Origin of the sequence: Thermaurantiacus tibetensis (genome assembly GCF_015354055.1) — a bacterium.
In the GTDB taxonomy this organism is placed as follows: Bacteria; Pseudomonadota; Alphaproteobacteria; order Sphingomonadales; family Sphingomonadaceae; genus Thermaurantiacus; species Thermaurantiacus tibetensis.
The window spans coordinates 827218-843116 of sequence record NZ_JACHTM010000001.1; the positions used below are offsets into that span (position 1 = coordinate 827218).

Here is a 15899-nt window from a genome sequence, read left to right on the forward strand (position 1 = left end):
CGTAGATGCCGGCGGGCTCCCCGCCGTGCGTTTCCGCAATGTGCCGGCATGCTGCGCACGGGCCGTCGCCCGGAAGTGCCGCCGGCAGGGCAGTCGAGGTGCGCGTGGGTACAGCCAACAGCCTGGCCGGGCGTTACGCGGCGGCGCTGTTCGACCTTGCCGAGAGCGCCCGGGCGCTCGACGAGGTGGCCGGCGCCCTTGGCACGCTGGAACAGGCCCTGGCGGAGGCGCCCGAGCTTGCCGCACTGGTCCGCGACCGGCTGCTGAGCCGGGCCGAGGTGGGCGCGGGTCTTGCCGCCGTGGCGGAGCGGCTCAAGCTCCCGGAGCTCGTCAGGAAGTTCCTCGGCGTGCTGGCGGCCAACGGCCGCGCCGCCCTCCTTCCCGAGGTCATCCGCGCCTACCGGGCGCGCCTTGCCGCGCACCGGGGCGAGGAGACGGCGCAGGTGATCGCTGCCCATGCGCTCACGGCAGCGCAGAAGAAGGCGCTCGCCGCCAAGCTCAAGGCGCGCACTGGCAAGGACATGGCGCTCGAGGTAACGGTCGATCCCGCGATCCTCGGCGGGCTCGTCGTGCGCATCGGCTCCGAGCAGATCGACGCTTCGGTCAGGACCCGGCTGGAACGGCTGGGCACCAGGATGAAAGGCCTCAACTGATGGACATTCGCGCAGCCGAGATCTCCCGCGTCATCCGCGAGCAGATCGCGGGCTTCGGCACCGAGGCGGAAGTCTCGGAAGTGGGCCAGGTGCTCTCGGTCGGCGACGGCATCGCCCGCGTCCATGGCCTTGACCGTGTCCAGGCCGGCGAAATGGTGGAGTTTGCCGGCGGCCTCAAGGGGATGGCCTTGAACCTCGAGGTGGACAACGTCGGCATCGTCATCTTCGGCGACGATACCGCGGTGCGCGAAGGCGACACGGTGCGGCGCACCAACGCCATCGTCGACGTGCCGGTGGGCAAGGGCCTCCTCGGCCGGGTGGTCGACGCGCTCGGCAACCCGCTCGACGGCAAGGGGCCGATTCCGGCAACCGAGCGGCGCCGGGTCGATGTCAAGGCGCCGGGCATCATTCCGAGGAAGTCCGTGAGCGAGCCGATGCAGACGGGCCTCAAGGCCTTGGACGCGCTCGTTCCCATCGGCCGGGGCCAGCGCGAGCTCATCATCGGCGACCGCCAGACGGGGAAGACCGCGGTCATCCTCGACACCTTCATCAACCAGAAGGCGGTGAACGCGACCGGCGACGAGACGCGGAAGCTCTACTGCATCTATGTCGCGATCGGCCAGAAGCGCTCGACGGTCGCGCAGCTCGTGCGCAAGCTCGAGGAAACCGGCGCCATGGAATATTCGATCGTGGTGGCGGCCACCGCGTCGGACCCGGCGCCTCTCCAGTATCTCGCCCCCTACACCGGCTGCACCATGGGCGAGTATTTCCGCGACAACGGCATGCACGCCGTCATCGCCTACGACGACCTCTCGAAGCAGGCGGTGGCCTACCGGCAGATGTCGCTCCTGCTGCGCCGCCCGCCGGGCCGCGAGGCCTATCCGGGCGACGTCTTCTACCTCCATTCGCGCCTGCTCGAGCGGGCCGCCAAGATGAACGACGCGAACGGCGGGGGCTCGCTGACCGCGCTTCCCGTCATCGAGACGCAGGCCGGCGACGTCTCGGCCTACATCCCGACCAACGTGATCTCCATCACCGACGGCCAGATCTTCCTCGAGAGCGACCTCTTCTACCAGGGCATCCGCCCGGCCATCAACGTGGGCCTCTCGGTCAGCCGGGTCGGCTCGGCGGCGCAGACCAAGGCGATGAAGAAGGTGGCGGGCTCCATCAAGCTCGAGCTTGCCCAGTACCGGGAGATGGCGGCCTTCGCCCAGTTCGGCTCCGACCTTGATCCTGCCACCCAGAAGCTGCTCGCCCGCGGCCAGCGGTTGACCGAGCTCCTGAAGCAGCCGCAGTACCAGCCGCTGCCGTTCGAGGAGCAGGTCGTCGCCATCTTCGCAGGGGTCAATGGCTTCCTCGACCCCATCCCCGTCTCCGAGGTGACCCGGTTCGAGGCGGGTCTCCTCGAGACCTTCCGCTCGAAGCACGCCGACATTCTCGCCGAGATCCGCGAGACCCGCGACCTTGGCGACGCCACGCGCGAGAAGGTGAAGGCCGCGATCGAGGGCTACGCCCGCACGTTCGTTGCCTGACACCCGGACGGCTGCGCCATGCCCTCGCTCAAGTCGCTGAAGACGCGGATCGCCTCGGTCAGGTCGACCCAGAAGATCACCAAGGCCATGAACCTGGTGGCAACCGCGAAGCTGCGCGGCGCGCAGGCGGCCGCGCTCGCGGGCCGGCCGTTTGCCGAAGGGGCAGCGCGCGTCATCGGCAACCTCGCGCTCAACATGGTGGGGCCCGAGGCGCCGAAGCTGCTCGCCGGCACGGGCCGCGAGCAGACCCACCTCCTCCTCGTCATCACCTCCGAGCGCGGCCTCTGCGGGGCCTACAACTCGAACATCGTCCGTCTCGCCCGCCGCAAGGCCGACGCCCTCCTCGCCGAGGGGAAGACGGTCAAGCTCTACGTGGTGGGGCGCAAGGGCCGCGCCCAGCTCGTGCGCACCCACGGGCGCCACATCGTCGCCACGCGCTCGCTCGAGGGGCGGAAGATGCTCACCTTCGAGGAAGCGAGGACGCTCTCGGATGACGTGGTGGCCCGCTTCCACGCCGGCGAGTTCGATGTCGCCCACATCCTCTTCGCCCGCTACCAGTCGGCGCTGACCCAGATCCCGACCGACGAGCGGCTGATCCCGGTCCGCCGGCCGGAGGTGACCGACACGGCCCGGCTTCCGGCCTCCATCGAGTTCGAGCCCTCGCCCGAGGCGATCCTGACCGAGCTCCTGCCGCGCTCGGTTGCGGTTCATGTCTACCAGTCGCTTCTCGAGAGCCGGGCCTCCGAGGAAGGCGCGCGGATGACGGCGATGGATGCCGCCAGCCGCAACGCCGGGGAGATGATCGGCCGGCTGACCCTCACCTACAACCGCACCCGCCAGGCGGCGATCACCAAGGAACTCATCGAGATCATCTCGGGCGCGGAAGCCCTTTAGGCGCTCCCCAGGAAGGACAGGTCATGGCAACCACCACCAACAACATCGGCCGCGTGACGCAGGTGATCGGCGCCGTCGTCGACGTCGCCTTCGAGACCGAGCTTCCCGAGATCCTCTCGGCGCTCGAGACGCGGGTGGAGGACCGCCGGCTCGTCCTCGAAGTCGCCCAGCACATCGGCGAGAACGTCGTCCGCACCATCGCCATGGACTCGACCGACGGCCTCGTCCGCGGGCAGGAGGTGGTGGACACCGGCGGCCAGATCCGCATGCCGGTCGGGCGCGAGACGCTGGGCCGCATCATGAACGTGGTGGGCGAGCCCATCGACGAGCGCGGGCCCATCAACGCGACGACGACCGCCCCCATCCACGCGCCGGCGCCCGCCTTCGTCGACCAGTCGACCGAGACCTCGATCCTCGTCACCGGCATCAAGGTGATCGATCTCCTCGCCCCTTACGCGCGCGGCGGCAAGATCGGCCTGTTCGGGGGCGCAGGCGTCGGCAAGACCGTCCTCATCCAGGAGCTCATCAACAACATCGCCAAGGGCCACGGCGGCTACTCGGTGTTCGCCGGCGTCGGCGAGCGGACGCGCGAAGGCAATGACCTCTACCACGAGTTCCTCGAAGCCGGCGTCATCGCCTCGGATGCGGACGGCAACGCCATCTCCGAAGGCTCGAAGGTCGCGCTCGTCTTCGGGCAGATGAACGAGCCACCCGGCGCGCGCGCGCGCGTCGCGCTTTCCGGCCTCACCATCGCCGAATATTTCCGCGATGTCGAAGGGCAGGACGTGCTCTTCTTCATCGACAACATCTTCCGCTTCACCCAGGCAGGCTCCGAGGTCTCGGCGCTCCTCGGCCGCATCCCCTCCGCCGTCGGCTACCAGCCGACGCTCGCCACCGACATGGGCGCGCTCCAGGAGCGCATCACCTCCACCAAGAAGGGCTCGATCACTTCGGTGCAGGCCATCTACGTGCCGGCCGACGACCTGACCGACCCGGCGCCGGCCACTTCCTTCGCCCACCTTGATGCCACCACCGTGCTCAGCCGGCAGATCGCCGAGCTCGGCATCTACCCGGCGGTCGACCCGCTCGACTCGACCTCGCGCGTGCTCGAGCCCGGCGTGGTCGGCAAGGAGCACTACGAGACGGCGCGCGCAGTCCAGAAGACGCTGCAGCGCTACAAGTCGCTGCAGGACATCATTGCCATCCTCGGCATGGACGAGCTTTCGGAAGACGACAAGCTGGTGGTGGCCCGCGCGCGCAAGATCCAGCGCTTCCTCTCCCAGCCCTTCCATGTCGCCGAGGTGTTCACCGGCACGCCGGGCGTGTTCGTCCAGCTGGCCGACACCATCAAGGGCTTCAAGGCGATCGTGGAGGGCGAGTACGATCACCTGCCCGAGGCCGCCTTCTACATGGTCGGCACCATCGAGGACGCGGTCGAGAAGGGCCGCAAGCTGATGGAAACGGCCTGATGGCGAAGTTCCACCTCGACATCGTGACGCCAGTGAAGCGGATCGACTCGGGCCAGGTCCACATGGTGGTGGTGCCTGGCACCGAGGGGGACTTCGGCGTGCTCGCGGGCCATGCACCGGTGCTCTCGACCATTCGTCCCGGCGTCATCGAGGTCTACCGCGAGCCCGGCGCCGAGCCGCAGCGGATCGAAGTGGATGGCGGCCTTGCCGAGGTGAACGAGGCGGGGCTCACCATCCTCACCGGAGACCTGTCTCTGACCGATTGACCCGGCGGTCCGCGGCCCGGCATGCCGCGGCAGCGCGAGCAGGGAGGGCAGGCATGGCAGAGGCAGCCGAACGGGTTTCCGCCCTCCCCCGCTTCGAGCGGTTTCTCTCGCTCTGGGTCCTGCTTGCCCTCGGCCTTGGCATCGGGCTCGGCACCGCCCTTCCAGGCCCGTTCCGGACGCTCGCCGGGCTCGAGGTCGCCAGGGTCAACCTGCCCGTCGCGCTTCTCATCTGGGCGATGATCTACCCGATGATGGTGGGGGTCGCGTTCGACGGCATCCGCCGGGCCTTCGCCCAGCCGACGGGGCTCGTCATCACGCTCGTCGTCAACTGGCTGGTGAAGCCCTTCACGATGGCCGCACTCGGCATCCTGTTCATCCGCCACCTGTTCGGCACCCTCATCCCGGCGGCCCAGCACGACCAGATCATTGCCGGCCTCATCCTGCTGGGTGCCGCCCCCTGCACGGCGATGGTCTTCGTCTGGTCCCAGCTGGTGCGCGGCGACCCCAACTACACGCTCGCGCAGGTGGGCGTGAACGATCTGGTGATGGTCTTCGCGTTTGCGCCCATCGTCGCCTTCCTTCTCGGCGTGACCGACATCGAGGTGCCGTGGGAGACCCTCCTTCTGTCCGTGCTGCTCTACGTGGTGGCACCCCTGCTCGCCGGAATCTGGACCCGCCGGCGACTGCTGGCCACTGGCGGACCTGCTGCAGTGGAGCGGTTCCAGGCTGCGGTCCGCCCGCTCTCGATCATGGGTCTGCTGCTGACAGTGCTTCTGCTGTTCGGCTTCCAGGCGGAGACCATCCTTGCCCAGCCGTTGCTCATCGCCCTCGTCGCGGTTCCCATCCTGATCCAGAGCTACGGCATCTTCGGCCTTGCCTGGGGCGCGGCCTTTGCGCTGCGCGTGCCGCACCGGGTGGCAGCGCCCTGCGCCCTCATCGGCACGTCCAACTTCTTCGAGCTCGCCGTGGCGGTGGCCATCTCGCTCTTCGGGCTGGGCTCGGCGGCGGCGCTTGCAACGGTCGTCGGCGTGCTCGTCGAAGTGCCGGTCATGCTGAGCCTGGTGGCGCTCGCCAACCGGGCGCGCCCGGCCTTCGACGCGCGCGCGCATGGCTAGGGCGGCTGCCGGCACGCTGCTCCTTGCGCTGGCCGCGCCCGCCTCCGCCGGCGTGGACGTGAGCGGCGCCATCCGGGTCAGGCCAGCCCTCGTCGACGGGCAGGTGAGGCCCGGGGCAGCGACATCGGAAAGCCTCGTCGAGCTGCGCACCATCGTCAACGCCGCCCTCTCGACCGGCGCCGTCACCTGGTTCGCCGAACTCAGGGACTCCCGGGCCCATGGCAAGCCGGACGACACGCGCCTTTCGGCAGCCGACGTGAACGCCCTCGAGCCCGTGCAGCTCAAGGCCATGCTCGACTTCGGCGATCTTGCCGGGCCGGGCACCAAGCTCCGGCTGACGCTCGGTCGGACCGGGATCGATCTCGGGGCGCGCCGGCTCGTGGCCCTCGGTGACTACCGCAATGCGGCCGACTTCTTCACCGGCGTCGACGCGACGCTCGAGACGCGTGGTGGCGCCGATCTCGAACTCTTCTGGGCGATGCCGCAGACGCGCAAGCCTGACGCCCGCGAGGCGGTGCTGGCGAACCGCCCGGCGCTGGACCGGGAGCGATTGGCGCAGCAGGTCTTCGGCGCCTCCGTGCTGGCGCCCGTCGGCAGCCGCGGCATCGAGCTCGGCTTCACCGCGATCGGCCTGCGCGAGCGGGACCGCCCGGGTTTCGAGACGCGCGACCGGCAGCTCTGGACGCTCGGGCCCCGCCTCGTGAGGCTGCCGGCGCCGGGCGCGCTCGATTTCGACGTCGAGGCCTATCTGCAGGGTGGCAGGGCGGCACCCGTGGACCGGCCCCGCGACGCCGCCGTCCCGGTCAGGGCCGGCATGGTGAGGGCCCTCGTCGGCTACAGCTGGCAGGGCGCGCTGGCGCCCCGGCTGGCGCTCGAGTTCGACCATGTCTCGGGCGACGTGCCCGGGGGGCGCTACGGCCGGTTCGACCAGCTGTTCGGTGCGCGGCGGTTCGAATATGGCCCATCGTCCGTCTACGGCGTGCTCGGCCGCGCCAACCTGACCTCTCCAGGCCTGCGCTTCACCATCGAGGAGCGGAGCGGGGCCGATGGCTGGATCATCGCCCGGGGGCTGTGGGCAGCCAGCGCCACCGACTTTTTTTCGACGACCGGAGTGCGCGACCCGAGCGGCGCGGCGGGCCGGTTCGCTGGCGTGCAGGTGGATGCCCGCGCCCGGCTGTGGCTGGTGCCGCGGACGCTGCGTGCCGACTTGAACGTGACTGGCCTCGCCCGGCGCGGCGTGCTCGAAGCGGCAGCACCCGGCCGGTCGAGCGTCTATGTCGCAAGCGCGCTCGAGGCCTTCTTCTGATGCCTCAGGGTTCGGCGAGCGTGCAGCTCGCCTGCACGCTGCGCAGGTTGAGGCCCACCCGCGTCGCCTCCGGATTGGCCCAGGCATAGGCCAGCGCGCGCGGATTTCCGGGCGCGTGGACGTAGAGCACGAGGCTGGGGCGGTTCGGCCCCGAGGGCCAGACCACGTTCCTGAGCCTCAGGTCGAAGCGCTGCGGTGCGGGCTCGTCGGTCTCGAGGCGCGCCATGCCGCCCTGGTCGTGGAGGGGGATGTCGCGCCGGCCCCACCAGCCGCCTGCGGCCTTCGGAATGGCGGCCCAGCAGGCGAAGGGACGGCCCCGGCGAAGCTCGGTGCCAGGGACCAGCGGTGCGCCGGCCTCGGTCTCCTGCGGCGTCAGCGCCCTGCCCTCTCCGAGCGGAGCGCCGAAGGCGTCGACCGGCGTGACCCGGCCCGCCTCCACGCGCAGGCCCACCCAGGCCGGGGCGGGCCGGCCCTCCTCCTCGGCGAACCGTACCTGCTCCTCGTTGGTCCACACTCCGGCGAGCACTGCGCCTGCCGCAAGGGCAGCCAGGGCGGCGCTCATTGCGGCCGCTTCGCCGCCCGCTCGGCCTCGATGAACTTGCGGAACTCGGTCCAGGTCGTGGCGTTGGGGCGCGCGTCATCGGCCGGGGGCGGCACGCGATACTCGGGATAGCGGCGGGCGATCTGGTCCTGGATGACCTTCGGCAGGGCCTCGATCCCGCCGACCACCTGGCCGGTCGCGTTGAAGACGAGGGAGCCAGGGCGCGAGCCCATCTCCATGAAGGGCATCCAGCCCGACAGCCGCACCCAGGAGACGGCAGCCCTGGCGTTGCGGGTCCGGGGATCGGTCAGCGCCTTCTCGTCGATGACGAAGTTGAAGATCTCCATCGCGTGATACTGGTTGCCGGCATAGGCCTGGAAATCGCCGCCGAGCGGGTTCTCGTAGAAGAGCGGCACCTCGATGTTCCAGAAGGCGCGGCCATCCTCGACCCGGAGCGGCAGGCGGTAGGGCGTGCCATCGGCCCCGCGCGGGAAGATGGGGCGCTGGTTCACCGGATCGTTCGCCACGTGGAAGATGCGGTTCACCTTGCCCGTCCAGGGGTTCTGCCACTCGTCAAGGACGGCGCCGGTCTTCGGATCGAGGTAGAACATGAGCTCGCGGCTGACCATGCGGACGCCGCGGCCCCGCGCCGGATCCTCCACCGTCACGCACTGGCGGATATTCATGCCTTCCACGTTCCAGAGGTGCCGGTCGGGCTCGCCCGGCACGCGCGACCAGACCCGGCCGGACCAGTGGTAGACCACCGGCTCAAGGTCGCGCGTGGAGCACTGGATCTTGCGGAACATCGCGATCTGGTCGTCGGGCCTGTCGAAGGCGAGGCGTTGTGCCGCAGCACCCCCCGCCCAGAGGCCCAGCATGGCTGCCACCACCCACATCCGCATGCGCGCGCTCCCGCTCTGGCTTGACAGCCAAAATGTCCGGACAAATAGCCGGGAGGTCAAGCGGGAAAGGAAGGACGATGCGCCCAGGCGTGATCGAGGTAGGACCGCAGCGCTACCGGGAGGTGTTCGGGCGCTACTACGAGGACTTCGTGGTGGGGGACGTGTACGAGCACCGGCCGGGGCGGACCATCACCGAGACGGACAACATCTGGTTCACCCTGCTGACCATGAACACCCACCCGGCGCACTTCGACGCCGAGTATGCGAAGAAGACCGAGTTCGGAAAGCCGCTCGTCGCCTCTCCGCTGACGGTTGCGATTCTCGTCGGCATGAGCGTCTCGGATGTCAGCCAGAAGGCCGTTGCCAACCTCGGCTGGAAGGAGATCAGGCTCACCGCCCCCGTGTTCGCGGGCGACACGCTCTACGCCGAGAGCGAGGTCATCGAGAAGCGGGAGAGCGCGAAGCGGCCCGAGCAGGGTATCGTGACCATCAGGACGACCGGCCGGAACCAGAACGGCGTCGTGGTCTGCGACTTCCTGCGCACCATGCTGGTCTGGAAGCGGGGTCATGGCCCCGCCGACAGCTGAGGAGGACGGCCCATGGCAACCGCCCACGACCTGCGCACCGTCGACCCCGCGTTCGAGACCCAGCTCATGGACTCGATCGACAAGTGGATCGCGCGCGACCTGAAGCCGGTGGTGATGCACCATGACCACGGCGACATCTGGCCGGAGGAGACGGTCCGCCAGATGACCGAGCTTGGTCTCTTTGGCGCGACCATCGGCCAGGAATGGGGCGGGCTCGGCCTCCCGGCCACCACCTACGCGAAGATCGTCGCGCGCATCGCCTCCTTCTGGATGGCGCCCACCGGCATCTTCAACTCCCACCTCATCTGCGCGATGGCGATCGAGAAGTTCGGAACGCCCGCGCAGAAGGCGAAGTGGTTGCCGAAGATGGCCTCCGGCGAGCTGCGCGGGGGCCTTGCGCTCACCGAGCCCGACGCCGGCACCGATCTCCAGGGCATCCGCATGACCGCCCGCCGCGACGGCGACCACTATGTGGTCAATGGCACCAAGACCTGGATCTCGAACGGGATCCACGGCTCGGTGTTCGCCCTCCTCGTCAAGACCGACCCGGAGGCGGAGCCGCGCCACCGGGGCATGAGCCTGTTCATCGCCGACAAGTCGCTCCCCGGCTTCCGGGTGGGCAAGAAGATCGAGAAGCTTGGCTACAAGGCGATCGACTCGGCCGAGCTCATCTTCGAGGACTGCCGCATCCCGGCCGACCAGCTCATCGGCGAGGTGGAAGGCCAGGGCTTCTACCAGGCGACCGGGGGCCTCGAGCTCGGGCGAATCAACGTGGCCGCGCGCGGCGTGGGGCTCGCCGAGGGCGCGCTGCGCCTCGCGACCGAATATGCCCAGGTGCGGCGGACCTTCGGCAAGCCCATCGCCGAGCACCAGGCGATCCAGCTGAAACTCGGCGAGATGGTCACGCGCGCCAGGGCCGCCCGCCTCCTCACCTTCGACGCGGCCGAGGCCTACGACCGCGGCGAGCGCTGCGACATGGAGGCCGGCATGGCCAAGTATTTCGCAAGCGAAGCGGCAGTCCGCAACGCCGAGGAGGCGATGCGGATCTTCGGCGGCTACTCCTATTCCAAGGAATATGAGATCGAGCGCTACTACCGCGATGCGCTTCTCATGTGCATCGGCGAGGGCACCAACGAGATGCAGCGGATGATCGTGGCCCGCCAGTGGCTGAAGCGGAACCCGGCGTGACGGGTGGGCCGCTGGCACAAGGTCTGGCGGAGGGGCACGCGTGACCCTGCCTCTTGCGGGCCTGCGCATCCTCTCCCTCGAGCAGTATGGGGCCGGGCCCTATGGCACCATGTGCCTTGCCCAGATGGGCGCGGAGGTCATCAAGCTCGAGCCGCCCAAGGGCGGGGACTCGAGCCGCGCGACCGGCCCCTTCTTCCTCGGGCCCGACGACAGCCTCTTCTACCAGACCTTCAACCTCTCCAAGCGCTCGCTCACGCTCGACCTCAAGACGGCCGAGGGCCAGGAGATCCTGCACCGGCTGGTCGCAACTGCCGATGCCGTCACCAACAATGCGCGCGGCGACCAGCCGGCGAAGCTGGGCCTCGACTATGCCGCGCTCGGCAAGGTGAAGCCGGAGATCGTGTGCGTCCACGCGTCTGCCTACGGACGCGGCAACGCGCGCGAGAGCTGGCCCGGCTATGACTATCTCATGCAGGCGGAAGCGGGCTTCCTTGCCATGACCGGCGAGCCGGATGCGCCGCCCACCCGCTTCGGCCTCTCGATGGTGGACTTCATGACCGGCCAGATGCTGGCCACCGCCACGCTTGCCGGAATCCTCGGCGCACGCGCGACCGGCCGCGGCGGGGACTATGACGTGGCCCTGCTCGAGGCTGCGCTCCACCAGACCAGCTACCCCGCCACCTGGTACCTGAACGAGGGCTACGAGACCGGCCGGGCGCCGCGCTCGGCTCACCCCTCCGTCACCCCCTCCCAGCTCTTCCGCACCGCCGACGGCTGGATCTTCGTGATGGCGCAGCTGCCCAAGTTCTGGGAGCGGCTGACCGACGCGCTCGGTGTCCCCGAGCTGAAGACGGACCCGCGCTTTGCCACCATGGAAGCGCGCCTGAAGCACCGCCCGCAGCTGACGGACATCCTCGACGGCGTTTTCATGACGAAGCCGACCGCCGCCTGGGTGGAGCGCCTCGGCGGCCTCTGCCCCGTCGCCCCGGTCCATGATCTTGCCCAGGCGCTCGACAGCGCCTTCATCCGCGCCCGCGGCATGGTGCAGGCCGTGCCGCACCCCGACCGGCCCGACATGAAGGCGCTTGCAAGCCCCATCATGGTCAACGGCGAGCGGCTCCCCGCCCGCCATGCGCCGAAGCTGGGCGCCGACACGGAGGCCCTTCTCGTGGAGCTCGGCTACACAGCAGCCGACGTCGCCGACCTGCGCGCGCGGGGCGTCGTGTGAGCGGACCAGGCGCGAGCGCCAAGCTCGCCGGCATCCGGGTGGTCGACCTGTCCCTCTTTCTTCCGGGCCCGATGCTGACCCGGCTCCTCGCGGACCATGGCGCGGAGGTCGTGAAGGTGGAGCCCCCGGGCGGGGACCCGGCGCGTGCCATGGGCCCCTTCGAAGCCGGCGAGAGCTTCTGGTTCCGGAACCTCAACCACGGCAAGCGCTGCGTCCGGCTCGACCTCAAGACCGAGGCCGGAAAGGCCGAACTGTGGCGCCTGCTCGAGGAGGCCGACGTGCTCGTCGAAGGCTTCCGCCCGGGGGTCATGGCGCGGCTCGGGTTCGGCTACGCGGCCGTCGCTCAGCGCAATCCCGGCATCGTCTACTGCTCCATCTCGGCGTTCGGGCAGGAGGGGCCGCTCGCCGACCACCCGGCGCATGACCTCGGCGCCTGGGCGCTCTCTGGCGCGCTTTCCGTCAACGTCGCGGCCGACGGCACGCCCGTCGTCCCGGGACTGCCGGCCTCCGACATGGCTGCCGGGCTTACCGGCTGCGCGGCGGTGCTGATGGCGCTCCTCGGCCGGGCACACACCGGCCGCGGCGACTTCATCGATCTCTCCATGTTCGGCTGCCTGCTGCCGTGGACGGCGCACATCGCCGGCGAGGCGGTGGTCGAGGGCCGGCCGGTCAGGGCGGATTGCCAGCGCTCGCTCGGCGGGCACGCCTTCTACAGCGTCTATCGCTGCGCCGATGGCCGGCACATCGCGCTGTGCGGGCGGGAGCCCAAGTTCGCGAGGACCCTTCTCGAGGCGCTGGGCCGGCCAGACCTCCTCGCCGTTGCGGAACAGGAGGCCGGCCCGGCCCACGCGCCGCTCCGGGCCTTCCTCGCCGAGACGTTCGCCACGCGCACACGGGACGAATGGGTCGCATGGTTCCACGGCCGGGACGTCGCCTTCGCGCCCGTGCTCGACTTCGCCGAGGCGATGCGCCAGCCGGCCGTGCGGGAAGCCGGGCTGCTCGTCGAGGCAGACGGGGCCCACCTGTTCGCCTCCCCCATCCGGTTCGCAAGGGGCGAGGCCGCCGCCTGACGCGGCAAACCGCCCACATCCGGCAGGCTTGCTAAGCCGCGCGGCCAAGGGCAACGGGCGAGCAAGGAGGTTCACCCATGCTCGACACCAGCCGCCGGACCGCGTTCGACGAAAGCCACGAGGCCTTCCGCGAACAGGTGCGGAAGTTCTTCCAGAAGGAGCTCGTGCCCCAGCTCGACCGCTTCGAGGCGGAGGGCATCGTCGACCGCGCCTTCTGGCGGAAGTGCGGCGAGGCCGGCATCCTCTGCCCGAACGTGCCCGAAGCCTATGGCGGCCTCGGCCTCGACTTCGGCTACAACAGCGTGATCGACGAGGAGCTGGCCTATCTCGGGTCCTCGGCGGGCATCACGCTCCAGAACGACATCACGGCGGAATATTTCGTCGCCTACGGCTCGGACGAGCAGAAGGCAAAGTATCTGCCGAAGATGATCTCCGGCGAGTGCATCACCGCGATCGCCATGACCGAGCCTGGCGCCGGCTCCGACCTGCAGGGCATCCGCACCACGGCACGGCGCGACGGCAACCACTATGTGATCAACGGCTCGAAGACCTACATCACCAACGGCCAGAACGCCGACGTGGTGATCGTGGTGGCCAAGACCGATCCCGACAAGGGGGCCAAGGGCACGAGCCTGATCCTGGTTGACGCCGACACGCCGGGTTTTTCGCGCGGGCGCAACCTCGACAAGATCGGCCAGAATTCGGCCGACACCTCGGAGCTCTTCTTCGAGGACTGCCGCGTGCCGATCACCAACTGCCTCGGCGAGGAGAACAAGGGGTTCATCTACCTCATGAGCCAGCTGCCCCAGGAGCGGCTGTCGATCGCCTGCTCGGCGATGGGCGGTGCCCAGCGCGCCTTCGACGAGGCGGTACGCTTCACCAAGGAACGCAAGGCCTTCGGCAAGACCGTGTTCGACTTCCAGAACACCCGCTTCGTGCTGGCCGACCTCAAGGCCAAGCTGCAGGCGGGCTGGGCGCACCTCGACTGGGCGCTGAAGCGCCACATGGCCGGCAAGCTTGACCCCTACGAGGGGGCAGCCGCCAAGCTCTATTCGACCGAGCTGCAGTGGGAGGTGGTTGACGCCTGCCTCCAGCTCCACGGCGGCGCCGGCTACATGAACGAGTATCCCATCGCCCGGCTGTGGCGGGATGCGCGCGTGCAGCGCATCTACGGCGGCACCAGCGAGATCATGAAGGAGCTGATCGGCCGCAGCCTCTAGCCGGGAGGTCGGCCTCCCGGTAGGAACGCGGACGTCTGGCCGGAAGGGTTGAGGCGATGGCGGGTCTTCGCGGCGTCTGGCGGTTCCTCATGGGCGTGAAGGACGCGCTCGCCCTCCTCTTCCTGCTGCTCTTCTTCGGCCTCCTCTGGGCGGCGGTCGCGTTCCGCGGGCCGGCGGTGAAGGTGCCGGATGGCGCCGCGCTCGTCATCACCCTCGATGGCACGCTGGTCGACCAGGCAACACCCGTCTCGGCGCTCGCTGCGCTTGACGGCGGGCGGCTCTCGGAAACCGAGGCCCGCGACGTCATCCGCGCCATCGACCTCGCGGCGAAGGACCGGCGCATCAAGGCGCTGGTGCTCGATCTCGACACTTTCCTGGGTGGCGGCCTCGCGAACCTCGAGGGCGTGGGGAAGGCGATCCTGCGCTTCAAGGCCGAGAAGAAGCCGGTCTATGCCTATGCCACGGCCTATGGTGACGACGGCTGGTTCCTCGCCGCGCACGCCGACGAGGCCTGGCTCAACCCCAACGGCGCCGTGCTGCTGACTGGCCCCGGCGGCACCGGCCTCTATCTCAAGGGCGCGCTCGATAAGCTCAAGGTGGATGTGGAGGTGTTCCGCGTCGGCACCTTCAAGAGCGCGATCGAGCCGTTCACGCGGGAGAACGCCTCGCCCGAGGCGCGCGCCGCCGACCAGATGCTGGCAGACGACCTCTGGGCGGCCTACCAGGCCGGCATCCGCCGCGCCCGGCCGGCCTTCGACGTGAAGGCCGCCGTCGAGTCGATGCCGGCCCGGATCAAGGGGTTGAATGGTGATCTTGCAACGCTTGCGAAGGACATGGGGTTCGTGGACCGGGTCGGCACGAAGCTCGCCTTCGTGGCGCGGGTGCGCGAGACGGTCGGCGCCGGCGACGAGCCGGACCGGGCCGACACGCTGAACGGGATCGGCCAGGCCGCCTATCTCGCCACCGCAGGGCCGGAAGGGGCGAAGGGCGATGTCGTCGCGCTCGTCCAGGCAGCGGGCCCGATCACCGACGGCGAGGCGCCCGAAGGCCAGGCGGGAAGCGAGAGCGTGGCCGACCTCATCGAGCAGGCGGTGGCCGACGAGCGGGTCAAGGCGCTGGTGCTCCGGATCGACTCGCCCGGCGGTTCGGCAACCGCCTCCGACGTCATCCGCGACGCGCTCATGGCAGCCCGGGCCAGGGGCAAGCCGGTGGTGGCCAGCATGGGGCCCGTGGCGGCCTCGGGCGGCTACTGGATCGCGACCGGCGCCGAGCGGATCTACGCCGAGCCCTCGACCATCACCGGCTCGATCGGCGTGTTCGGGCTTATCCCCACCTTCGGCCGGACGCTGAAGGACCTTGGCATCACGTCCGACGGTGTCGGCACCACCCCCTATTCGCGCCAGCCCAACCTCATCGATGGGCTGAACGAGCCCGCGCGCGACCTGGTGCAGACCAGCGTCGAGGACGTGTATCGCCGCTTCCTCGGCGTGGTGGCCGAGGCCCGCAAGATGGACGTGTCCGAAGTTGCGCCCATCGCCGAAGGCCGGGTCTGGTCGGGGAGCCGCGCGGTCGAACTCAGGCTCGTGGACGCGCTCGGCGGGCTCGATGCTGCCGTCGCCGAAGCCGGTCGCCTGGCCGGCATCAAGGGCGAGGTGGCGGTGAAGCCCTTCCGCCAGCCCCGCCCCTGGTTCGAGACCCTGCTGGAGCAGCGGCAGTTCGTTCGCGCCAAGGCCGGCGGCGATGCGCTCGGGCGGCTCGTCCTCGCCCAGCGGCTGAAGGCGGCAGGCGCGCTTGCCGCCAGCCTCGAGGCCGTTCGCGGCCCCACGGTGCAGGCCGCCTGCCTCGCCTGCGCCGGGTTTCGCCCGCTGGCCGCAGCCGAGCAGCGGCGTCTTGACCGGGCGCTCGCAGCGCTCGGCCTTTCAGGCTGA

15 protein-coding genes are annotated in these 15899 nt (G+C 69.7%); 13 read left to right on the forward strand and 2 right to left on the reverse strand.

Annotated elements, in window-relative coordinates:
* Window positions 1–98: 98 nt before the first annotated feature.
* Genes H3H34_RS04175 through H3H34_RS04205 form a run of 7 tightly spaced genes read left to right on the forward strand, consistent with a single transcriptional unit; the run spans window position 99 to window position 7235 of the window.
* Window positions 99–653 (forward strand): F0F1 ATP synthase subunit delta, encoded by a 555-nt coding sequence (locus tag H3H34_RS04175; protein ID WP_328831185.1) that lies wholly within the window; start codon window positions 99–101, stop codon window positions 651–653.
* Window positions 653–2185, forward strand: coding sequence for a F0F1 ATP synthase subunit alpha (gene atpA, locus H3H34_RS04180; protein WP_194743947.1), 1533 nt, complete (start codon window positions 653–655; stop codon window positions 2183–2185). The genes H3H34_RS04175 and atpA overlap by 1 nt, the downstream gene beginning before the upstream one ends.
* Window positions 2186–2203: 18 nt before the next feature.
* Complete coding sequence (locus tag H3H34_RS04185; protein ID WP_194743948.1) at window positions 2204–3079, forward strand: F0F1 ATP synthase subunit gamma; 876 nt, start codon at window positions 2204–2206, stop codon at window positions 3077–3079.
* A 23-nt stretch (window positions 3080–3102) separates the two neighbouring features.
* Window positions 3103–4548, forward strand: a complete 1446-nt coding sequence (gene atpD / locus H3H34_RS04190; RefSeq protein ID WP_194743949.1) for a F0F1 ATP synthase subunit beta — start codon at window positions 3103–3105, stop codon at window positions 4546–4548.
* A complete protein-coding gene (locus H3H34_RS04195; RefSeq protein WP_194743950.1) occupies window positions 4548–4814 on the forward strand; it encodes an ATP synthase F1 subunit epsilon in 267 nt (88 codons plus the stop codon). Before atpD ends, H3H34_RS04195 begins: the two co-directional genes overlap by 1 nt.
* Window positions 4815–4867: 53 nt before the next feature.
* Entirely contained in the window at window positions 4868–5929 is a 1062-nt protein-coding gene (gene arsB / locus H3H34_RS04200; RefSeq protein ID WP_194743951.1) for an ACR3 family arsenite efflux transporter, read from the forward strand.
* The gene (locus tag H3H34_RS04205; protein ID WP_194743952.1) at window positions 5922–7235 is read left to right on the forward strand and encodes an alginate export family protein; all 1314 of its coding nucleotides are present in this window, start codon (window positions 5922–5924) and stop codon (window positions 7233–7235) included. The genes arsB and H3H34_RS04205 overlap by 8 nt, the downstream gene beginning before the upstream one ends.
* 4 nt (window positions 7236–7239) lie before the next feature.
* On the opposite strand, the gene H3H34_RS04210 is transcribed toward H3H34_RS04205, so the two are convergent.
* Together H3H34_RS04210 and H3H34_RS04215 are read right to left on the reverse strand one after the other, a co-directional pair.
* A complete protein-coding gene (locus tag H3H34_RS04210; RefSeq protein WP_194743953.1) occupies window positions 7240–7797 on the reverse strand; it encodes a pseudouridine synthase family protein in 558 nt (185 codons plus the stop codon).
* Complete coding sequence (locus tag H3H34_RS04215; RefSeq protein WP_194743954.1) at window positions 7794–8678, reverse strand: DUF1838 family protein; 885 nt, start codon at window positions 8676–8678, stop codon at window positions 7794–7796. The genes H3H34_RS04210 and H3H34_RS04215 overlap by 4 nt, the downstream gene beginning before the upstream one ends.
* An 89-nt stretch (window positions 8679–8767) precedes the next feature.
* Between H3H34_RS04215 and H3H34_RS04220 the strand changes: the two genes are divergently transcribed.
* The 6 genes from H3H34_RS04220 (at window position 8768) to sppA (ending at window position 15899) form a co-directional block, all read left to right on the forward strand.
* Window positions 8768–9265: a MaoC family dehydratase gene (locus H3H34_RS04220; RefSeq protein ID WP_328831189.1), complete on the forward strand. Its 498-nt coding sequence runs from the start codon at window positions 8768–8770 to the stop codon at window positions 9263–9265.
* Window positions 9266–9277: 12 nt separating this feature from the next.
* Window positions 9278–10453 carry an acyl-CoA dehydrogenase family protein gene (locus H3H34_RS04225; RefSeq protein WP_194743956.1) on the forward strand — a complete coding sequence of 392 codons (1176 nt, stop codon included), beginning with the start codon at window positions 9278–9280 and terminating at the stop codon, window positions 10451–10453.
* Window positions 10454–10493: 40 nt separating this feature from the next.
* Complete coding sequence (locus tag H3H34_RS04230) at window positions 10494–11681, forward strand: CaiB/BaiF CoA transferase family protein (protein WP_194743957.1); 1188 nt, start codon at window positions 10494–10496, stop codon at window positions 11679–11681.
* Complete coding sequence (locus tag H3H34_RS04235) at window positions 11678–12751, forward strand: CaiB/BaiF CoA transferase family protein (protein WP_194743958.1); 1074 nt, start codon at window positions 11678–11680, stop codon at window positions 12749–12751. Before H3H34_RS04230 ends, H3H34_RS04235 begins: the two co-directional genes overlap by 4 nt.
* A gap of 77 nt (window positions 12752–12828) precedes the next feature.
* Window positions 12829–13971, forward strand: a complete 1143-nt coding sequence (locus tag H3H34_RS04240; protein WP_194743959.1) for an acyl-CoA dehydrogenase family protein — start codon at window positions 12829–12831, stop codon at window positions 13969–13971.
* 56 nt (window positions 13972–14027) lie between these two features.
* Complete coding sequence (sppA, locus tag H3H34_RS04245) at window positions 14028–15899, forward strand: signal peptide peptidase SppA (protein WP_194743960.1); 1872 nt, start codon at window positions 14028–14030, stop codon at window positions 15897–15899.